Genomic DNA, 18,825 nt, shown 5'->3' with positions numbered 1-18,825 from the left:
CATGGCAAAAGGCAAGTTTGAACGTACCAAGCCGCACGTGAACGTGGGTACGATTGGTCACGTTGACCACGGCAAAACGACGTTGACGGCGGCGATCACGACCGTTCTGTCGAACAAGTTTGGTGGCGAAGCCAAGGGCTACGACCAGATCGATGCGGCTCCTGAAGAAAAGGCACGCGGTATCACGATCAACACGGCGCACGTCGAGTACGAAACGGAAACGCGTCACTACGCGCACGTTGACTGCCCGGGCCACGCTGACTATGTGAAGAACATGATCACGGGCGCGGCGCAAATGGACGGCGCGATCCTGGTGGTGTCTGCCGCTGACGGCCCGATGCCGCAAACGCGTGAACACATTCTGCTGTCGCGCCAGGTTGGCGTGCCGTACATCATCGTCTTCCTGAACAAGGCCGACATGGTTGACGACGCCGAGCTGCTCGAGCTGGTGGAAATGGAAGTCCGCGAACTGCTGTCGAAGTACGACTTCCCGGGCGACGACACCCCGATCGTGAAGGGTTCGGCCAAGCTGGCGCTGGAAGGCGACAAGGGCGAACTGGGCGAACAGGCGATCCTGTCGCTGGCCCAAGCACTGGATTCGTACATCCCGACGCCTGAGCGCGCGGTTGACGGCGCGTTCCTGATGCCTGTTGAAGACGTGTTCTCGATCTCGGGTCGCGGCACCGTGGTGACCGGCCGTATCGAACGCGGCATCATCAAGGTCGGCGAAGAAATCGAAATCGTGGGTATCGTCCCGACGGTCAAGACGACCTGCACCGGCGTGGAAATGTTCCGCAAGCTGCTGGACCAAGGTCAAGCTGGCGACAACGTGGGCATCCTGCTGCGCGGCACCAAGCGTGAAGACGTTCAGCGCGGCCAAGTTCTGGCCAAGCCGGGCTCGATCACCCCGCACACGGACTTCACGTCCGAGGTGTACATCCTGTCGAAGGAAGAAGGCGGCCGCCACACCCCGTTCTTCAACGGCTATCGTCCCCAGTTCTACTTCCGCACGACGGACGTGACGGGTACGATCGACCTGCCGGCCGACAAGGAAATGGTTCTGCCGGGCGACAACGTGACGATGACCGTCAAGCTGCTGGCCCCGATCGCCATGGAAGAAGGCCTGCGTTTCGCCATCCGTGAAGGCGGTCGTACCGTCGGCGCCGGCGTCGTCGCCAAGATCCTGAAGTAAGCAATACCAGGATGGGTAGAGTGGACTTTTCGTCCCTCTATCCATTCTTGCCGTAAAAGTAGTATGATGTATGGTTCCGCAAGCGATTGCATGTAGTGCGGAAGCAGCCGTAGTGCAAGTGTAGTGTTTTAGGGGCATAGCTCAATTGGCAGAGCGTCGGTCTCCAAAACCGAAGGTTGTAGGTTCGATTCCTACTGCCCCTGCCACCGCCAGGATAAACCCGCGGGAGATCATCGCGAGTTACGCATTCACGGCGGCTCGCGTCGCAATATGTCTAATACCAGCGTAGAAACCGTAACCAGTACCGCCGACCGGGTGAAGCTCGGGCTGGCGGTTCTTGTCGTTATTGCTGGCATCGTCGGGTTCTCCGTGCTCAGCGCGCAGCCGATGCCTGCCCGTATCGGCGTGTTCGTCGGCGGCCTCGTGATCGCAGCAGTGATCGCCTGGTTCAGTGAGCCCGGCCGCCGCACTTTGAGCTTCGCCAGCGAGTCCTACAACGAAGTCAAGCGTGTCTCGTGGCCTACGCGCAAGGAAACGACCCAGATGACGGGCATCGTTTTCGCGTTTGTGGCGGTCATGGGCATTTTCATGTGGGTGCTCGACAAGGGCATCGAATGGATTCTCTACGGCCTGTTGTTGGGCTGGAAATAAGGACGGCGAATGAGTAAGCGTTGGTATGTCGTCCATGTGTACTCCGGCATGGAAAAAAGCGTACACAAGGCCCTGAACGAGCGCATCGAGCGCGCAGGCCTGCAAACGTCTTTTGGCCGCATTCTTGTGCCCTCCGAGGAAGTCGTCGAGGTCAAGGGTGGTCAGAAGTCGATTACCGAGCGCCGCATTTTCCCCGGTTACGTCCTGGTTGAAATGGACCTGACCGACGAAACGTGGCACTTGGTCAAGAACACGAACCGCGTCACCGGCTTTTTGGGTGGCTCGGGCAACCGTCCGACCCCGATTTCCGAAAAGGAAGTCGAGAAGATCCTCTCCCAGATGGAAGAGGGCGTCGAGAAACCCCGCCCCAAGATCCTGTTCGAAGTGGGCGAGATGGTTCGGGTCAAGGAAGGTCCGTTTGCAGACTTCAACGGCAACGTCGAAGAAGTCAATTACGAAAAGAGCAAGGTGCGCGTGTCTGTCACCATTTTTGGTCGCGCTACGCCCGTCGAACTCGATTTCAGTCAGGTCGAAAAGACCTAATTTTCAACCCCCGGGGAGCTTCGGGCCTGAACGGTACGAAGCGATATAACCCGCAAGGAGCAAAGCATGGCGAAGAAGATCGTCGGCTTTATCAAGCTGCAAGTACCGGCTGGTAAGGCTAACCCCTCCCCCCCGATTGGCCCGGCACTGGGTCAACGTGGCCTGAACATCATGGAATTCTGCAAGGCGTTCAACGCCAAGACCCAGGGCATGGAGCCCGGTCTGCCGATTCCGGTGGTGATCACCGCCTTCGCGGACAAGAGCTTCACCTTCATCATGAAGACCCCGCCCGCGACGGTCCTCATCAAGAAGGCCGCTGGCGTGCAAAAGGGTTCGTCCAAGCCGCATACCGACAAGGTTGGCACGCTGACCCGCGCTCAAGCTGAAGAGATCGCCAAGGCCAAGGGCCCCGATCTGACCGCCGCTGATCTGGATGCCGCCGTGCGCACGATCGCTGGCAGCGCCCGCAGCATGGGCATCACGGTTGAGGGGATCTAATCATGGCAAAACTGTCCAAGCGCGCCGCCGCTATTGCACAAAAGATCGACCGCACCAAGCTGTACCCGGTCGCTGAAGCCCTGACCCTGGTCAAGGAAACCGCTGTCGCCAAGTTCAATGAATCCATTGACGTGGCCGTTCAGCTCGGCATCGACCCGAAGAAGTCGGACCAACTGGTCCGCGGTTCGGTCGTGCTGCCCGCTGGTACCGGCAAGTCGGTCCGCGTCGCCGTGTTCGCCCAAGGCGAAAAGGCTGAAGCCGCCAAGGCCGCTGGCGCCGACATCGTCGGTCTGGACGATCTGGCTGACCAGATCAAGGCCGGTCAGATGGACTTCGACGTCGTCATCGCCTCGCCCGACACGATGCGTGTCGTGGGTGCCCTGGGCCAGATCCTGGGCCCCCGTGGCCTGATGCCGAACCCGAAGGTCGGCACCGTGACGCCCGACGTCGCGACCGCTGTGAAGAACGCCAAGGCCGGTCAGGTTCAGTACCGTACCGACAAGGCTGGCATCATCCACGCAACGATCGGCCGCGCGTCGTTCGGCGTGGAACAGCTGCAAACCAACCTGGCCGCTCTGGTCGACGCCCTGCAAAAGGCTCGTCCCGCAGCTGCCAAGGGCATTTACCTGCGCAAGCTGGCCGTTTCGTCCACGATGGGCGGCGGTGCGCGCGTGGAAATCGCCTCGCTGTCGGCCTAAGCCGGCAGTAGTAAACGTACTTTGGGCCGCATCCGGATTTCTCCGGATGCTGCTGTCAAAGACCGCTGGAGCAGGGTAGCAAGCGTCTCGCTTTGCTTGTGTGGAAGGCAGTCCCGCTGCCCCGCTTAATCCCGAAGCTCACACAGTTCGGATCCAGCGTAGACGGCGTCCCCAGGAAGATTTCTTTACACGAAGAACTCGACCAGGCGCCGCATTCGGTTGACGTGCAAGGCATTCGCCCCAAGCGTCTTTTGATGGAGTGTTCAAACCGTGAGTCTCAATCGTCAAGAGAAAGCGGTGGTGATCGAGGAAGTCTCGGCGGAAGTCGCCAAGGCCCAATCGATTGTTATCGCTGAGTACCGTGGTCTGGACGTCGCCTCTGTCACCGTACTGCGCAAAACTGCGCGTGAATCGGGCGTGTATCTGCGTGTTCTGAAGAACTCGCTGGCCCGTCGTGCTGTTGCCGGCACGGCTTTCGAGCCGTTGGCTGAGCAACTGACCGGTCCGCTGATCTACGGTATCAGCGCTGATCCGGTAGCGGCGGCCAAGGTCCTCGCAGGTTTCTCGAAGAGCAATGACAAGCTGGTCATCAAGGCGGGCTCGCTGCCCAACAGCCTGTTGACCCAAGAAGGTGTGAAGGCCCTGGCCACCATGCCCTCGCGCGAAGAGTTGCTTTCGAAACTGCTGGGCACCATGCAAGCCCCCATCGCGCAATTCGTGCGTACGCTCAACGAAGTTCCGACCAAGTTCGCCCGTGGCCTCGCCGCCGTGCGCGACCAGAAGGCAGCGGCCTAATCGCCCTGCTGTCCGGAATTCGCTGAACGACCGAGCGACACCCAAACCCTGGCATTACCAAATTATTTGGAGTTCTGAAAAATGGCACTTAACAAAGCTGAAATCCTTGACGCCATCGCTGGCATGACCGTGCTCGAGCTGTCCGAGCTGATCAAGGAAATGGAAGAGAAGTTCGGCGTGTCGGCTGCTGCCGCCGCTGTCGCTGTCGCTGCTCCCGCTGCTGGTGGCGCTGCCGCCGCTGCTGAAGAGCAGACCGAGTTCACCGTCGTCCTGACCGAAGCTGGCGCCAACAAGGTTAGCGTCATCAAGGCCGTGCGCGAACTGACCGGTCTGGGTCTGAAGGAAGCCAAGGACCTGGTTGACGGCGCTCCGAAGCCCGTCAAGGAAGCTGTGGCCAAGGCTGACGCCGAAGCCGCCAAGAAGAAGCTGGAAGAAGCTGGCGCCAAGGTCGAAGTCAAGTAAGACCTGCGTCAACTTGCCCGGGGACAGCGCAGTTTGCAGTCCCCGGGCTTTTGCGTTTCCAGGAAACCCCTACTGGGGGCATGCCCTTTTCAGGGGGGTTTCCTGGAGTCGTATCACCTGGGGCCGTGGTTGACGGCCCATGCAACCTCGAGTCGGAGTGCTCATGCCTTACTCGTACACCGAAAAAAAGCGCATCCGCAAAAGCTTCGCCAAGCGTGAAGACGTTCAAAACGTTCCTTTCCTGTTGGCGACACAGCTTCAATCCTACCTAACTTTCCTGCAGGCGGATACCGCCCCGTCCGATCGCGTAGCCGACGGTTTGCAGGCGGCGTTTTCGTCGATTTTCCCGATCGTTAGTCACAACGGTATGGCGCGCTTGGAGTTCGTGAGCTACGTGCTCGGCGAACCGGTGTTCGATGTCAAGGAATGTCAGCAACGTGGCCTGACCTATGCTTCGCCCCTGCGAGCCAAGGTCCGCCTGGTGCTGCTTGACCGCGAAGTCAGCAAGCCCACCGTGAAGGAAGTGAAGGAACAGGAAGTCTACATGGGCGAAATTCCGCTCATGACGGGCACGGGTTCCTTCGTCATCAATGGCACCGAGCGTGTCATCGTGTCGCAGCTGCACCGTTCGCCTGGCGTGTTCTTCGAACATGACCGCGGCAAAACGCACAGCTCCGGCAAGCTTCTGTTCTCGGCCCGCGTGATTCCCTACCGCGGTTCGTGGCTGGACTTCGAATTCGACCCGAAGGACGTCCTGTTCTTCCGCGTCGACCGTCGCCGCAAGATGCCCGTCACGATCCTGTGCAAGGCGATCGGCATGACGCCGGAATCGATCCTGGCCAACTTCTTCGACTTCGACAACTTCGAACTGAAGAGCGAAGGCGCGATGATGGAATTCGTGCCCGAGCGCTGGAAGGGCGAGATGGCCCGTTTCGACATCTCGGACCGCGCTGGCAAGGTCATCGTCGAGAAGGACAAGCGCATCAACGCGAAGCACCTGCGCGACCTGGCTGCCGGCGGCATCCAGCGCATCTCCGTGCCGGAAGACTTCCTGTACGGCCGTGTGCTGGCCAAGAACATCGTTGATCCGGACACCGGCGAAGTCATCGCCAACGCCAACGACGAGATTACCGAAAGCGTGCTGGGCGCCCTGCGCGCCGGCAACGTCCACGACATCCAGACGCTCTACACGAACGACCTGGACCGTGGTCCGTACATCTCGCAGACGCTGCGCACCGACGAAACCGCCGACCAGATGGCCGCGCGCGTCGCTATCTACCGCATGATGCGTCCTGGCGAGCCCCCCACCGAAGAAGCGGTGGAAGCCCTGTTCCAGCGCCTGTTCTACAGCGAAGAAACGTACGATCTGTCGCGCGTCGGCCGCATGAAGGTCAACAGCCGCCTCGGCCGTGGTGAAGACACCACCGGCCCGATGACGCTGACCAACGAAGACATCCTTGAAACCATCAAGGTGCTGGTCGAGCTGCGTAACGGCCGTGGCCAGATCGATGACATCGATCACCTGGGCAACCGCCGCGTGCGTTGCGTCGGCGAACTGGCCGAGAACCAGTTCCGTGCCGGCCTCGTGCGTGTCGAGCGCGCCGTCAAGGAACGTCTGGGCCAGGCCGAGACGGAAAACCTGATGCCGCACGACCTGATCAACTCCAAGCCGATCTCGGCCGCCATCAAGGAGTTCTTCGGTTCGAGCCAGCTGTCGCAGTTCATGGACCAGACCAACCCCTTGTCGGAAATCACGCACAAGCGCCGTGTTTCCGCACTGGGCCCGGGCGGTCTGACCCGCGAGCGCGCCGGCTTCGAAGTCCGTGACGTGCACCCGACCCACTACGGCCGCGTCTGCCCGATCGAAACGCCGGAAGGCCCGAACATCGGCCTGATCAACTCCATGGCGCTGTACGCTCGCCTGAACGAGTACGGCTTCCTGGAAACGCCTTACCGCAAGATCATCGACGGCCGCGTCAGCGAGCAGATCGATTACCTCTCGGCCATCGAAGAAAGCCACTACGTCATTGCGCAGGCCAACGCCGCGCTCGACGAAGAAGGCCGTTTCGTGGACGACCTGGTCGCTTGCCGTGAAGCTGGCGAAACGATGTTGACCGCCCCCGCCAACGTGCACTACATGGACGTTGCCCCGTCGCAGATCGTGTCGGTCGCCGCCTCGCTGATTCCGTTCCTGGAGCACGACGACGCGAACCGCGCGCTGATGGGCGCCAACATGCAACGTCAGGCCGTGCCTTGCCTGCGTCCGGAAAAGCCGGTCGTGGGTACGGGTATCGAGCGCACCGTGGCCGTTGACTCGGGCACCACCGTGCAGGCGCTGCGTGGTGGCCTGGTCGACCACGTCGACGCCGAACGCGTGGTTATCCGCGTGAACGACGAAGAAAACGTCGCTGGCGAAGTCGGCGTCGATATCTACAACCTGATCAAGTACACGCGTTCCAACCAGAACACGAACATCAACCAGCGTCCCATCGTCAAGCGCGGCGACCGCGTCGCCAAGGGCGACGTGCTGGCTGACGGCGCATCGACGGACCTGGGCGAACTCGCCCTGGGCCAGAACATGCTGATCGCGTTCATGCCCTGGAACGGCTACAACTTCGAAGACTCGATCCTGATCTCCGAAAAGGTTGTGGCTGACGATCGCTACACCTCGGCGCACATCGAGGAACTGACGGTTGTTGCCCGCGACACGAAGCTCGGTCCGGAAGAAATCACGCGCGACATCAGCAACTTGGCTGAGACGCAACTGAACCGCCTGGACGATTCCGGCATCACGTACATCGGCGCCGAAGTCAGCGCCGACGACGTGCTGGTCGGCAAGGTCACGCCGAAGGGCGAAACCCAGCTGACGCCGGAAGAAAAGCTGCTGCGCGCCATCTTCGGCGAGAAGGCATCCGATGTTAAGGACACCTCGCTGCGCGTGCCCTCGGGCATGACCGGCACCGTCATCGACGTGCAGGTGTTCACGCGTGAAGGCATCGTGCGCGACAAGCGCGCCCAGTCCATCATCGACGATGAACTGCGCCGCTATCGCCAGGACCTGAACGACCAGCTGCGTATCGTTGAAAACGACCAGTTCGACCGTATCGAAAAGATGCTGGTCAACAAGACCGTCAACGGCGGTCCGCGCAAGCTGGCCAAGGGCGCCACGATCACCAAGGCCTACCTGGCCGATCTGGACCGCTGGCAGTGGTTCGACATCCGCCTGGCCGATGAGCCGCACGCTGTCGTGCTGGAGCAGGCCAAGGAATCGCTCGAGCAGAAGCGTCACCAGTTCGACCTGGCCTTCGAAGAGAAGCGCAAGAAGCTGACGCAGGGCGACGAGCTGCCCCCGGGCGTGCTGAAGATGATCAAGGTCTATCTGGCCGTGAAGCGTCGTCTGCAGCCTGGCGACAAGATGGCAGGCCGTCACGGCAACAAGGGCGTGGTCTCGCGCATCACCCCGGTGGAAGACATGCCGCACATGGCTGACGGCACGCCGGCCGACATCGTTCTGAACCCGCTGGGCGTGCCCTCGCGGATGAACGTGGGCCAGGTGCTGGAAGTGCACTTGGGCTGGGCTGCCAAGGGCGTGGGCCACCGCATCGCCGACATGCTGCGCGACGAGCGCACCGCGCAGGTCAAGAACGTCCGTGCCTACCTGGACAAGGTCTACAACACGACCGGCTCCGGCGCGCGCATCGACGAGCTGACCGACGAAGAAGTCATGGAAATGGCCCAGAACCTCAAGAACGGCGTGCCGTTCGCGACTCCCGTCTTCGACGGCGCGACCGAAGAGGAAATCACCACGATGCTGGAACTGGCCTACCCGGACGACGTCGCCAAGCGCATGGCGTTGACGCCCTCGCGCACGCAGGCGTGGCTGTTCGACGGCCGCACCGGCGAGCAGTTCGAGCGTCCCGTGACCGTCGGCTACATGCACTACCTGAAGCTGCACCACTTGGTCGACGACAAGATGCACGCGCGTTCGACGGGTCCGTACTCGCTCGTTACCCAGCAACCGCTGGGCGGCAAGGCGCAGTTCGGCGGCCAGCGTTTCGGGGAAATGGAAGTGTGGGCGCTGGAAGCCTACGGCGCCGCCTACACCCTGCAGGAAATGCTGACGGTGAAGTCCGACGACATCACCGGCCGTACCAAGGTATACGAAAACATCGTCAAGGGCGATCACGTCATCGATGCCGGCATGCCGGAATCGTTCAACGTGCTGGTCAAGGAAATCCGCTCGTTGGCCCTGGACATGGATTTGGAGCGTAACTAATGAAAGCGCTACTCGACCTCTTTAAGCAAGTCTCGCAAGACGAGCAGTTCGATGCCATCAAGATCGGCATCGCCTCGCCCGAGAAGATCCGTTCGTGGTCCTACGGCGAAGTTCGCAAGCCCGAGACCATCAACTACCGCACGTTCAAACCCGAGCGCGACGGCCTGTTCTGCTCCAAGATCTTTGGCCCGATCAAGGACTACGAGTGCTTGTGCGGCAAGTACAAGCGCCTGAAGCACCGCGGCGTGATCTGCGAAAAGTGCGGCGTTGAAGTCACCGTCGCCAAGGTTCGCCGTGAACGCATGGGCCACATCGAGCTGGCCAGCCCCGTCGCGCACATCTGGTTCCTGAAGAGCCTGCCGTCGCGTCTGGGCATGGTGCTCGACATGACCCTGCGCGACATCGAACGCGTGCTGTACTTCGAAGCCTGGTGCGTGATCGAACCCGGCATGACGCCGCTCAAGCGCGGTCAGATCATGTCGGATGACGACTTCCTCGCCAAGACGGAAGAATACGGCGACGATTTCCGTGCCCTGATGGGCGCGGAAGCCGTCCGCGAACTGCTGCGCACCATCGACATCGACCGCGAAGTGGAAACGCTGCGCGGCGAACTGAAGGCCACCAGCTCGGAAGCCAAGATCAAGAAGATCTCCAAGCGCCTGAAGGTGCTGGAAGGCTTCCAGAAGTCGGGCATCAAGGCCGAGTGGATGGTCATGGAAGTGCTGCCCGTGCTGCCGCCGGACCTGCGTCCGCTGGTGCCGCTGGACGGCGGCCGTTTCGCGACCTCCGACCTGAACGACCTGTACCGCCGCGTCATCAACCGCAACAACCGCTTGAAGCGTCTGCTGGAGCTCAAGGCGCCGGAAATCATCCTGCGCAACGAAAAGCGGATGCTGCAGGAAGCCGTCGACTCGCTGCTGGACAACGGTCGCCGCGGCAAGGCCATGACGGGCGCCAACAAGCGCCAGTTGAAGTCGCTGGCCGACATGATCAAGGGCAAGAGCGGCCGCTTCCGCCAGAACCTGCTGGGCAAGCGCGTCGACTACTCGGGCCGTTCGGTCATCGTGGTGGGTCCGCAGCTGAAGCTGCACCAGTGCGGTCTGCCCAAGCTGATGGCCCTGGAACTGTTCAAGCCGTTCATCTTCAATCGTCTGGAGATGATGGGCCTGGCCACGACCATCAAGGCCGCCAAGAAGCTGGTGGAAAGCCAGGAACCGGTGGTCTGGGACATCCTGGAAGAAGTCATCCGCGAACACCCGGTCATGCTGAACCGTGCGCCCACGCTGCACCGTTTGGGCATCCAGGCGTTCGAGCCCGTCCTGATCGAAGGCAAGGCCATCCAGCTGCACCCGCTGGTTTGCGCGGCGTTCAACGCCGACTTCGACGGTGACCAGATGGCCGTCCACGTGCCGCTGTCGCTGGAAGCCCAGCTGGAAGCCCGCACGCTGATGCTGGCGTCCAACAACGTGCTGTTCCCGGCCAACGGCGAACCGTCGATCGTGCCGTCGCAGGAGATCGTGCTGGGTCTGTACTACACGACCCGCGAACGTATCAACGGCAAGGGCGAAGGCATCTTCTTCATGGACGTCGCTGAAGTCCAGCGCGCCTATGACAACGGTGAAGTCGAACTGCAAACCCGCATCACCGTGCGCCTGAAGGAGCACGAGCGCGACGAAAACGGCGATTGGCAGCCGGTCATCCGCCGTCACGAAACGACGGTCGGCCGCGCGCTGCTGTCCGAGATCCTGCCCAAGGGCCTGCCCTTCACCGTCCTGAACAAGGCGCTGAAGAAGAAGGAAATCTCGCGCCTGATCAACCAGTCGTTCCGCCGTTGCGGCCTGCGCGACACGGTTATCTTCGCCGACAAGCTGATGCAGTCGGGCTTCCGCCTGGCTACCCGCGGCGGTATCTCGATCGCCATGGGCGACATGCTGATCCCGACCGCCAAGGAAGGCATCCTGGCCGAAGCCAGCCGTGAAGTGAAGGAAATCGACAAGCAGTACTCGTCGGGTCTGGTCACGTCCCAGGAACGCTACAACAACGTGGTGGACATCTGGGGCAAGGCCGGCGACAAGGTCGGCAAGGCGATGATGGAACAGCTGGCCACCGAACCCGTGACCAACCGTCACGGCGAGGAAGTGCGCCAGGAATCGTTCAACTCCATCTACATGATGGCTGACTCGGGCGCCCGCGGTTCGGCCGCCCAGATCCGCCAGCTGGCCGGTATGCGCGGCCTGATGGCCAAGCCGGACGGCTCCATTATCGAAACGCCGATTACCGCGAACTTCCGTGAAGGCCTGAACGTACTCCAGTACTTCATCTCGACTCACGGCGCGCGTAAGGGTCTGGCCGATACGGCGCTGAAGACCGCCAACTCGGGCTACCTGACCCGTCGTCTGGTCGACGTGACGCAGGACCTGGTCATTACCGAAGACGATTGCGGCACCTCGCAGGGCTACAACATGAAAGCCCTGGTCGAAGGCGGCGAAGTCATCGAACCGTTGCGCGACCGCATCCTGGGCCGCGTGGCTGCCGTTGACATCGTCAACCCGGACACGCAGGAAACGGCCATCGTCGCCGGCACCCTGCTGGACGAAGACCTGGTCGACACCATTGACCGCATCGGCGTGGACGAAGTCAAGGTCCGCACGCCGCTGACGTGCGAAACGCGTCACGGCCTGTGCGCGCACTGCTACGGCCGCGATCTCGGCCGCGGCTCCCCGGTCAACCAGGGCGAAGCGGTTGGCGTCATCGCCGCCCAGTCCATCGGCGAACCGGGCACGCAGCTCACGATGCGTACGTTCCACATCGGTGGCGCGGCGTCGCGTTCGGCCCTGGCCAGCGCGGTGGAAACCAAGTCCAGCGGTACCGTGGGCTTTGCCAGCACGATGCGCTACGTCACCAACGCCAAGGGCGAACGCGTGGCGATCTCGCGCTCCGGCGAACTGGCGATCTTCGACGACAACGGCCGCGAACGCGAACGCCACAAGATCCCGTACGGCGCAACCGTGCTGGTGGGCGATGGCGAAGCCGTGAAGGCTGGCGCCCGTCTGGCGACGTGGGATCCGCTGACCCGTCCGATCGTGTCGGAATACGGTGGCGCCGTCCGCTTCGAGAACATCGAAGAGGGCGTGACCGTTGCCAAGCAGGTGGACGAAGTTACCGGCCTGTCGACGCTCGTCGTCATCACGCCCAAGACCCGTGGCGGCAAGATCGTCATGCGTCCGCAGATCAAGCTGGTCAACGAGAACGGCGAAGACGTCAAGATCGCCGGCACCGACCATTCGGTGAACATCTCGTTCCCGGTTGGCGCGCTGATCACCGTGCGCGACGGCCAGCAGGTCGCTGTGGGTGAAGTCCTGGCGCGTATTCCGCAGGAATCGCAAAAGACCCGCGACATTACCGGCGGTCTGCCGCGCGTGGCCGAGCTGTTCGAAGCCCGTTCGCCGAAGGACGCCGGCATGCTGGCCGACGTCACCGGCACGGTCTCGTTCGGCAAGGACACCAAGGGCAAGCAGCGCCTGGTCATCACCGACCTGGAAGGTGTGAGCCACGAGTTCCTGATTCCGAAGGAAAAGCAGGTGCTGGTGCACGACGGCCAAGTCGTGAACAAGGGCGAAATGATCGTGGACGGCCCGGCCGATCCCCACGACATCCTGCGCCTGCAGGGCATCGAGAAGCTGGCGACCTACATCGTCGACGAAGTGCAGGACGTGTACCGTCTGCAGGGCGTGAAGATCAACGACAAGCACATCGAAGTGATTGTTCGTCAGATGCTGCGCCGTGTGAACATCGTTGACGCGGGCGATACCGAGTTCATCCCGGGCGAGCAGGTCGAGCGCTCCGAGCTGTTGAACGAGAACGATCGCGTCACGGCCGAAGACCGCCGTCCTGCCTCGTACGACAACGTGCTGCTGGGTATCACGAAGGCTTCTCTGTCGACCGACTCGTTCATCTCGGCCGCTTCGTTCCAGGAAACCACGCGGGTCCTGACCGAGGCTGCCATCATGGGCAAGCGCGACGACCTGCGCGGCTTGAAGGAAAACGTCATCGTTGGCCGTCTGATCCCGGCCGGTACCGGCCTGGCGTACCACCATGCCCGTCGCGACAAGGAAGCGCTGGAGGCGGCGGAACGCGAAGCCGCCCGCCAGCAGGCCAACCCGTTCGAAGACTCGCCGGTCACGGTGGGCTCGGATGCGGAAACGCCTGCCGCTGATCTGGGCGCCGAGGACTCCGCCGAATAAGCGGAACTCCCGGCAGGATTCCCGCGCCGCCGTGCGCGGGAGCCCGGCAAGCAAAAAGGCCGCTGATGCGAATCAGCGGCCTTTTTTTCGCCCCCAGGACGTTCCGGGAACGCTTTTCACGCGAGAGGATTACTTCGACGCCTGCGCCTGGGCGCGCTGGAAGACGGGCCCCCAGACGGGATGGCCGGCTTCGTTGGGCGCCAGCACGAAAGCCGGATCCAGGGCGAGGATGCGGGAGAAACTGTCTTCGCAAAGCTGCGCATACTTGCTGACGCAGTAGCTGAATGCCTGCAACTTGTACGCTTCGATGCGCACGGCCTTGGTGGACGTGGCCAGGGTATCGGACGTGGCCACGGTGCGGATGACTTCCCCATAGCGGCCCGCGCCGTACTTGTCGCGCACTTGTTGCAATTGCTCCAGCGCTTCCGCGGTCGGCGGCCCCTCCGGTTTCAGGGAGGTGATGCCGGCGCAACCCGTCAGGAGGGCGGATAAGCCAAGCAGACTACTCAGGATGCGAATTTTCATGGACTTCCAAAGGGGTAGGATGATGGGGCCGTACGCTATCGTGCCACAGCCTGATGCGCTCGGACATTTTCGGCAATGTCCTTGCGTAGCGGATTCGATAATATTCGCCCTATTCACTTTTCAATCTGTATTCGCGCCGTGGCGCAACTTTCAATCATGTCTCCTTCCGCCGGCCTGCTGACGCCGCGTGGCCCATTCTCCGGCGCCGCGCCGCTTGCGCTGCGTCCATTGAGCGCCATCGCCGCCAGCGCGGCGGGGGGCGTCCCGGAGGCGCGCATCAAGCGGCTCCTGTCGGATCTTTTGCCGTCCCTCATATCCCTGCATGCGCAGGGCGAAATCTGTGGTGACATTTCCCTGGAAACGGTGGGAATGGACGAGAACGCGCGGGCGCATCTGGTGCCGGAGCTGATCGTGGCGCGCTCGCGCCGCGTCAGCCGTACCCCGACCGCCGGTTTTGCGCCGTTCGAGCTCTATACCGATTCCATGGAATGGCCGCGCGGCCCCTGGAGCGATATCTACGCCCTGTGCGCGGTGATGCATGCGCTGGTCATCGGGTGCCGTCCCCCGCCTGCACCCGAGCGCCGCGCGGCCGACACCTACGAACCGCTCGCCTCCCTGGGTTTGCCGAAATACAGCCATGAGTTCCTGTCCGTGATCGACGCCGGCCTGTCGATGGCGCCGGCCGACCGCCCGCAAACGCTGGCCGGCCTGGCGGAGATGCTGGGTGTTGCCGCGGAACTCGAGACGGTGCCTGCCCAGGCCGATGCCGCCGAGGCGGTTGCGGCCCATACTGTGCCGGCAGCGGCGGCCGCCTCGGAGCGCCGGCCCGCGCGCGCGCGTCGTGTCCTCTTGTGGCTGCTGTTCATCGCGGCATTGGCCGGCGCGGGTGTCTATGCCTGGCTGGCGTCGGGCCTTGGCGAGCCGAATGCCCTGATTACCCGCTCCGAAGTCGTCCAGCCGAATCCGCCCGTCGTCCATCCTTTACCGCAAGTGGCGCCGCAGGCTGCTCCCGTGCCCGCGCCCCAGCCGCCGCCCGTGCTCCCGGGCCAGGCTTCGGCCGGCGCAGGATCCGCGGAAACGCCTGCACCGGCTCCTGCCGCGCCGCCCGCCGACGCACCGCCCGCCGAAGCGCCGCCCGCGCCTCAGACGCCGCCGGCGTCCGCGCTCCCCGACACGTCTGCCGCCGCGGCTGACGAGCCTGCCAAGCCCAAGCCTGTGCCCGTACTGGTGCGGCTGGATATCCGTCCCTGGGGAGAAGTGTGGATCAACGGGGTAGCGCGTGGCATCAGCCCGCCCGTCAAGGAACTCAGGCTGATTCCGGGCAAGTACCAGGTGGTGCTGCGCAATGCGAATCTGCCGCCGTACCGAGCGACCCTGGAGGTCAAGGCTGGGCGGCCGGCGGTGATTTCGCACACCTTCCAGTAGGCGGCCGGGCGGCTGGAGCGCCCTTGAGCCGACACTAGGGCGCCTCTGGCGCCATCGGCAGGCGCAGCGTGAAGGTCGAGCCGGCGCCCAGTTCGCTGCTCACTTCCACGGAGCCGCCGTGGCGCTCGGCCACGGTGCGCACGAATGCCAACCCGAGGCCCGCGCCGCCCACGTCGCCGCGGGTTTCGACCCCCACGCGCGAAAATGGCTCGAACAAGCGGGCCTGATCCTCGGCTGCGATGCCGTGGCCTTGATCGTGTATGCCGACCCGCCAGAAACCGGGCGCTTCGCCGATGCCGCACTCGATGCGAGTTTGCGGGGGGCTGTACTTGATCGCATTGTCGATCAGGTTGCACAGCGCGCGCATGAGCAGGGTCTGATCGCCTCGGATGTAGGCGACGGGGAGCGGCAACCGGAGCTCCAGCGCGATGCCGCGCTTTTGCGCCGAGGCCCAGAACTCGTCTACGGCGTCCTGCAGCAGGCTGCTCAGATCCAGCTCCACCGCGCTGATGGTCATCGACTCGGCGCGCGTCAGGTGCACGAAATCGTCGACCAGGTGCAGCGTGCGCCGGGCCAGCGTCGCGATGCGCGTGAGCGTCTCGCTTTGCCCTTCCTGCGATCCGCCCTCCTGCTTCATCTCCACCAGCGCCAGGATCGAGCTCTGGGGTGCGCGCATGTCGTGCGAGATGAAGCGCAGCGTCTCTTCGCGCTGGCGTTCGGCCTGACGGATGCGCGAGATGTCGGTCAGCGTGGCGACCGTGCCGGCGAAGTTTCCTTCGGCGGTATGGATGGGGGCGCACTTCAGGATGAGGTCGCGCCCGGCGCCGTCGCGCAGTTCGAGGTCTGCGCTCCACGGCGACGTTCCCACGACCGGCCCCTGGCCGTTCAGCGCCTCGACGACGCGCTGCCGCGTGGCGGGATCGGAGATAGTCTTCTCGAGCAGGTGGATGGCCGGGCGGCCGACGCGGGGAGGGCGCATGCCCAGCCGCTGGAAATACATGACGGCGGCCTGGTTGCGGAATCGCATGCGGCCGTCCTGGTCGAAGACAAGCGTGGCGTCGGGCATGCCGTCCAGGCCGTCGGCCAGGAAGCGCCGCAGGTTGCGCACGCGTGCCAGGGCCCGGCGCAATTCGCCGACGCGGCTTTCGAGCGACGCGCTGGGCCCCGCAGCCTGTGCGCGGGCCTCGTTCAGCACCGGCGGATACTCGCGCTGCAGGCGGCGCAGCTCGTTATCCATGTAGCGCAGCGCCGCCTCCTGGCTGCGCCAGCTCCATAACGGATAGCACAGCGCAACCCCCAGGAGCGCCGCGGTCGGGGCGAACCAGAAATTACCGTAGGCAAGCAGCAACAGTGCGGCCACGAGGATCGCGGCCAGCAGTGCGACGCACACCAGCAGGGCCCGCTTGGGCGACAAGCGCCACAGGGCAAGGCAGGCCAGCAGCACAGGCAGCGCCGAGAACAACCCGTTCCACCACGCAGGAGGTTGCTGGAAAATGATGCCGTCGCGCGCCGCCTGCAGCAGGTTCGCGATGATCTCGACCCCCGCCATGCCGCTGACCTCGTGGGAGACGGGCGTCGGATAGGCATCGCCCAAGCCGGTGGCCCACGCGCCGATCAGCACGTATTTGCCGCGCAGCGCTTCCGGCGACAGGTCCCCGCGCAGCACAGAAAGATACGGCACCGTGCGCACGTGGGCGGTGGGCCCGGCGTAAGGAATCAGGATGCTGCCGTCCGGCCGGGCGCGCCGCAGGAGGCTTTGCGCGCGCTGCGCTTCGCCTCCGACTTCCAGCATCGATATGGCCATGTGGTTCCAGCGTTCGCCGGCCACCTGCGCGGTCAATACCGCCTCGCGGACGGCGCCGTCGGGGTCGATCCGCGCGTTGATGAAACCTTTCGAGGCCGCTGCCGCCTCCAGGTCCGGGAGGGGGGTGCTGACGCTCGAAGGGCGGTTGAGCCGGTCCAGCACGACTGGCAGGACGGTGCGCCCGTTGCGCCGGATGCTGTCGGCAAGGATGCGGTCGTCGTTGGGGTTGACCGTGTCCGCTTCCGCGAAGATCAGGTCCATTCCTACTGCTCGCGCCCCGTGCAGCCGGTCCAGCAACGCGGCGTGGACCGCGCGCCGCCAGGGCCAGCGTCCCAGGGCGTCGATGCTGGTGTCATCGATCGCCACGATCAGAATGTCGGGGTCGGCGGCGCGGCCGGTCGCCGATACGGCGCGGTCATAGAGAATCTGGTCGAAACGGCCAAGGCCGTTCAGAGAGCCCAGAACCGCAGCCAATACCGCCAGCGCTATCGTCAGCCACAGCCCTGAGCGCGAGGTCCGGTCCGGCGGATCGGCGGTGGCCATGAGGTTTCTTCCCGGGTGCCGGCGGCGGGCCCTAGTACTCGGTGAGCGTGATGAAGCCGCCCGTGCCGCTTGCCACGCCCAGACCGTAGGAAGTCATGAGCTGGTTCGCGCCTTCGAAGGTCGCGATCGCGTCCTTGCCGCTCAGGCCCAGGTCGTCGACCGCGCGCACCGATACGTAATAGGTGCCAGGTCCGGGCGCGGAAAAGCGGATGTCGGTGCCGGGGAATCTTGCCGACGATACCGGCAACGTGCCCTCGGCATCGCGCGATACGCGCACCAGGTAGCTTTGCGCGCCGGCCACGGGAGACACGTCGGCGGTCCAGGCGCCGCCACCCGCGCGTGCCGGCTCGCCCAGCTGCGGCGCGTCGAGCAGGGTACGCACACCCGAGACGACGCCATCCGCGCCGACCGCCGCGCCATAGCCCTTGGCTACCGCGACCGGCTTGTCGGGGCGGGCGCCCGGCGCATGGGGTTGCAGGCGCACGCTGCCTTCCAGCACTTCGCTGTGCACGCCGTGTTCGCTGCTTTGCACCCGGAACCGCGTGCCGCGCACGCCGGTCACTGCGACCGGGGTACGGACTTCGAAGCGGCCGACGCCTTCTCCTGCGGGGGCCACGGAAGACTCGACCCCGCCCCGCCGCACCTGGACGATCGAGTCGGTCAGCGAGGTGCCTTCGAATTGGCGCAGGCGGGTCAGCTCGACCGCTCCGCCGGCAGGCAGGGTCAGCTTGGAGCCGTCGGCCAATTCCAGCGTGACGAAACCGTTGGCAGCCGTGGCGACGGTGCTGCCTTCGGCCACGGTGTCACCGGTCCGCAGGGATTTGCCATCGATGTCCGCCTGGCCGCTGACGTGCACCACGCGCGCGTTGGCGGCGCGTTCCGGGATCATGGAAAGCGGGATGCGCAGTTCCAGGCCCACGGGCAGGAGTTCCGGCGTGACGACCCGGTTCAGTGTCTGCAGGTGGTTCCAATTGGCCTCGTTGCGCGTGTACCGGGTGGCAAGGTCGATCAGGGTGTCGCCTTGGCGGACCCGATAGATGAAATTGTCTCCAAGCGCGCCGGCCGGCTGGCTGCGCGCCGGGGCCGTGAGCATCAGGCAGGACATCAGGACAAGCAAAGAAAGCGCGCGGCAGCGGCTCATGTCGATCAATTCTCCGGGAATGCGCGGG

13 protein-coding genes and 1 tRNA gene are annotated in these 18,825 nt (G+C 63.8%); 11 read left to right on the top strand and 3 right to left on the bottom strand.

All coding sequences use genetic code 11. The annotated features are described in order from the left end of the window. Window position 1: 1 nt before the first annotated feature. The 10 genes from tuf (at window position 2) to rpoC (ending at window position 13,359) form a co-directional block, all read left to right on the top strand. Window positions 2-1,192 carry an elongation factor Tu gene (gene tuf, locus AGI3411_RS02195; protein WP_129525751.1) on the top strand — a complete coding sequence of 397 codons (1,191 nt, stop codon included), beginning with the start codon at window positions 2-4 and terminating at the stop codon, window positions 1,190-1,192. Between the two features lie 130 nt (window positions 1,193-1,322). Continuing rightward, window positions 1,323-1,398: transfer RNA gene (locus tag AGI3411_RS02190), tRNA-Trp, on the top strand. 64 nt (window positions 1,399-1,462) lie between these two features. After that, a complete protein-coding gene (gene secE / locus AGI3411_RS02185; RefSeq protein WP_006389585.1) occupies window positions 1,463-1,843 on the top strand; it encodes a preprotein translocase subunit SecE in 381 nt (126 codons plus the stop codon). Window positions 1,844-1,852: 9 nt separating this feature from the next. Further along, complete coding sequence (gene nusG, locus AGI3411_RS02180; protein ID WP_006389586.1) at window positions 1,853-2,386, top strand: transcription termination/antitermination protein NusG; 534 nt, start codon at window positions 1,853-1,855, stop codon at window positions 2,384-2,386. Between the two features lie 66 nt (window positions 2,387-2,452). Continuing rightward, a complete protein-coding gene (rplK, locus tag AGI3411_RS02175; protein ID WP_006389587.1) occupies window positions 2,453-2,884 on the top strand; it encodes a 50S ribosomal protein L11 in 432 nt (143 codons plus the stop codon). 2 nt (window positions 2,885-2,886) lie between these two features. Next, a complete protein-coding gene (gene rplA / locus AGI3411_RS02170) occupies window positions 2,887-3,582 on the top strand; it encodes a 50S ribosomal protein L1 (RefSeq protein WP_129525761.1) in 696 nt (231 codons plus the stop codon). A 270-nt stretch (window positions 3,583-3,852) separates the two neighbouring features. Then, complete coding sequence (gene rplJ, locus AGI3411_RS02165) at window positions 3,853-4,377, top strand: 50S ribosomal protein L10 (protein WP_129525760.1); 525 nt, start codon at window positions 3,853-3,855, stop codon at window positions 4,375-4,377. Between the two features lie 81 nt (window positions 4,378-4,458). Further along, window positions 4,459-4,839 carry a 50S ribosomal protein L7/L12 gene (rplL, locus tag AGI3411_RS02160; RefSeq protein ID WP_013397031.1) on the top strand — a complete coding sequence of 127 codons (381 nt, stop codon included), beginning with the start codon at window positions 4,459-4,461 and terminating at the stop codon, window positions 4,837-4,839. A gap of 163 nt (window positions 4,840-5,002) precedes the next feature. Beyond that, a complete protein-coding gene (rpoB, locus tag AGI3411_RS02155; RefSeq protein ID WP_129525759.1) occupies window positions 5,003-9,115 on the top strand; it encodes a DNA-directed RNA polymerase subunit beta in 4,113 nt (1,370 codons plus the stop codon). After that, window positions 9,115-13,359 (top strand): DNA-directed RNA polymerase subunit beta', encoded by a 4,245-nt coding sequence (gene rpoC / locus AGI3411_RS02150; protein WP_129525758.1) that lies wholly within the window; start codon window positions 9,115-9,117, stop codon window positions 13,357-13,359. The genes rpoB and rpoC overlap by 1 nt, the downstream gene beginning before the upstream one ends. A gap of 129 nt (window positions 13,360-13,488) precedes the next feature. On the opposite strand, the gene AGI3411_RS02145 is transcribed toward rpoC, so the two are convergent. Beyond that, a complete protein-coding gene (locus AGI3411_RS02145) occupies window positions 13,489-13,884 on the bottom strand; it encodes a TssQ family T6SS-associated lipoprotein (protein ID WP_129525757.1) in 396 nt (131 codons plus the stop codon). Window positions 13,885-14,040: 156 nt separating this feature from the next. Between AGI3411_RS02145 and AGI3411_RS02140 the strand changes: the two genes are divergently transcribed. Then, complete coding sequence (locus AGI3411_RS02140) at window positions 14,041-15,309, top strand: serine/threonine-protein kinase (protein WP_129525756.1); 1,269 nt, start codon at window positions 14,041-14,043, stop codon at window positions 15,307-15,309. 34 nt (window positions 15,310-15,343) lie between these two features. Here AGI3411_RS02140 and AGI3411_RS02135 read toward each other — a convergent pair whose 3' ends face one another. Then, window positions 15,344-17,656, bottom strand: coding sequence for a CHASE2 domain-containing protein (locus AGI3411_RS02135; protein WP_129525755.1), 2,313 nt, complete (start codon window positions 17,654-17,656; stop codon window positions 15,344-15,346). A gap of 31 nt (window positions 17,657-17,687) precedes the next feature. Then, window positions 17,688-18,797, bottom strand: a complete 1,110-nt coding sequence (locus AGI3411_RS02130; protein WP_129525754.1) for a FecR domain-containing protein — start codon at window positions 18,795-18,797, stop codon at window positions 17,688-17,690. Window positions 18,798-18,825: the final 28 nt, after the last annotated feature.

The organism is Achromobacter agilis, assembly GCF_900496965.1.
Classification (GTDB): domain Bacteria; phylum Pseudomonadota; class Gammaproteobacteria; order Burkholderiales; family Burkholderiaceae_B; genus Achromobacter; species Achromobacter agilis.
Note: the sequence above shows the minus strand (reverse complement) of the source record. Positions and strands in the feature narration are given on the sequence as shown.

Excerpts from the sequence above, each read along its gene's own strand:
- AGI3411_RS02130 (WP_129525754.1), bottom strand. The coding sequence starts at position 18,797 with ATGAGCCGCTGCCGCGCGCTTTCTTTGCTTGTCCTGATGTCCTGCCTG.
- AGI3411_RS02140 (WP_129525756.1), top strand. The coding sequence starts at position 14,041 with ATGTCTCCTTCCGCCGGCCTGCTGACGCCGCGTGGCCCATTCTCCGGC.
- rpoC (WP_129525758.1), top strand. The coding sequence starts at position 9,115 with ATGAAAGCGCTACTCGACCTCTTTAAGCAAGTCTCGCAAGACGAGCAG.
- tuf (WP_129525751.1), top strand. The coding sequence starts at position 2 with ATGGCAAAAGGCAAGTTTGAACGTACCAAGCCGCACGTGAACGTGGGT.
- AGI3411_RS02135 (WP_129525755.1), bottom strand. The coding sequence starts at position 17,656 with ATGGCCACCGCCGATCCGCCGGACCGGACCTCGCGCTCAGGGCTGTGG.
- secE (WP_006389585.1), top strand. The coding sequence starts at position 1,463 with ATGTCTAATACCAGCGTAGAAACCGTAACCAGTACCGCCGACCGGGTG.
- rpoB (WP_129525759.1), top strand. The coding sequence starts at position 5,003 with ATGCCTTACTCGTACACCGAAAAAAAGCGCATCCGCAAAAGCTTCGCC.
- rplL (WP_013397031.1), top strand. The coding sequence starts at position 4,459 with ATGGCACTTAACAAAGCTGAAATCCTTGACGCCATCGCTGGCATGACC.
- nusG (WP_006389586.1), top strand. The coding sequence starts at position 1,853 with ATGAGTAAGCGTTGGTATGTCGTCCATGTGTACTCCGGCATGGAAAAA.
- rplA (WP_129525761.1), top strand. The coding sequence starts at position 2,887 with ATGGCAAAACTGTCCAAGCGCGCCGCCGCTATTGCACAAAAGATCGAC.
- rplK (WP_006389587.1), top strand. The coding sequence starts at position 2,453 with ATGGCGAAGAAGATCGTCGGCTTTATCAAGCTGCAAGTACCGGCTGGT.
- AGI3411_RS02145 (WP_129525757.1), bottom strand. The coding sequence starts at position 13,884 with ATGAAAATTCGCATCCTGAGTAGTCTGCTTGGCTTATCCGCCCTCCTG.